At 46.9% G+C, this 1156-nt stretch carries 1 pseudogene (cut by a window edge); it reads right to left on the bottom strand.

Annotation, left to right across the window (positions count from 1 at the left end):
• Nucleotides 1–838 (bottom strand): annotated as a pseudogene (locus H5U02_10815) (hypothetical protein); it reaches 1118 nt to the left of the window's first position.
• Between the last annotated feature and the right edge of the window lie 318 nt (nucleotides 839–1156).

The following is a 1156-nucleotide window of genomic DNA, read 5'->3' as shown; positions in this document are numbered from 1 at the left end:
CAACAACAGACGGCAAGATGTCCTCAACAGTGCGGTACCTAGGGTTCTCGTTTAGCAATTCAACGAAGGCTTCTGTCAAATTTCCCTGATGCTTAATAATCACTTGGAGAACTTCCTCCTCTTGTGGCTCCAGTGGACTCTTGGCTACCTCATGCACAGTTTTTCCGACCCTATGATTTAGGTCTGCGATAATACCTTCGGGTTCGGTGAACGGCTTCAGGTCGGCAAGCCAGCTTTCAAATTGCCTTTTGTCAAAAATAACGTCTTCGGTGAGGCGGTGAAAGAGGTCTTGTAAAGCTCTATCTACTCGAACCCACTCGCTCTCAACATCCAAAGTGTCGTCCATGCTCCTTAACCCGTAGATCTTCTTGGCCTTGAGGATTTCGTTTCTTATGTTATCAAGATATCGCCTGGCCTTAGTTCTTACTTCCTCCAAGTGCTTCTTAACGTCTTGGACTAATTGTTTCTGGCTAAGGTCGGGGTTAGCATCGTCATACCGCGCATCTAAATCCACCCTGCTGATCCCTGCATCTTCTAGGAGCTTTTTGTATGCCTCCACATGTGTGGCAAAGGCCTTGCGGCGCTCCTGGACCGCCTTGCCCCACCGGTCCTGTAGACTCCGGATCTTGTTCTCGAAGATTTCCCAATCAGCCAGAGCGTGCAATTTACTGTTAGCAAGGTACTCCTTGATTTTAAACACGATATCCTGGTTGAGTTCATCTAACAGAGCAGAAGCCACCTGGTTATTGTCCTTCTGTTGCAGGAGTTGTAACGTAAACTGCGAGATATTCTCAGCAAGAGAAAGCCAGTTTTCGAAATTAGCAATATGCTGTTCCAACTCCTTCCGTTTACGCTCAAGTTCATCTAGGGTCTCCTGGCCATTACGTAGAGAGTCCTTGAGAGATCGAAGGAGCTGGATCCGGTTTGTTTTAGACTTTTCCTCTTCATATTTATTAAGAGCTTCCTGCAGACTACAGCGCAGGGACTCGTAGTTTTCCTGTTGTCGACGAAAACGATTCCCCAGCTCAACCTGTAAGTTTTGCAGCAAGGAGGAAAAGTCTGTCACGGGGATAGATTTCTTCTTGGAATCTAACAAAGTCGGAAACGGACGACTCTTTCCTTGAATGCTTAGCTGAATCTGCCCATGTATCTTCCC

The organism is Clostridia bacterium (genome assembly GCA_014360065.1).
Lineage (GTDB): Bacteria > Bacillota > DSM-521 > Neomoorellales > JACIYF01 > JACIYF01.
The sequence above is the reverse complement of the archived record's forward strand: the minus strand, read 5'-3'. Positions and strand labels throughout refer to the sequence as shown.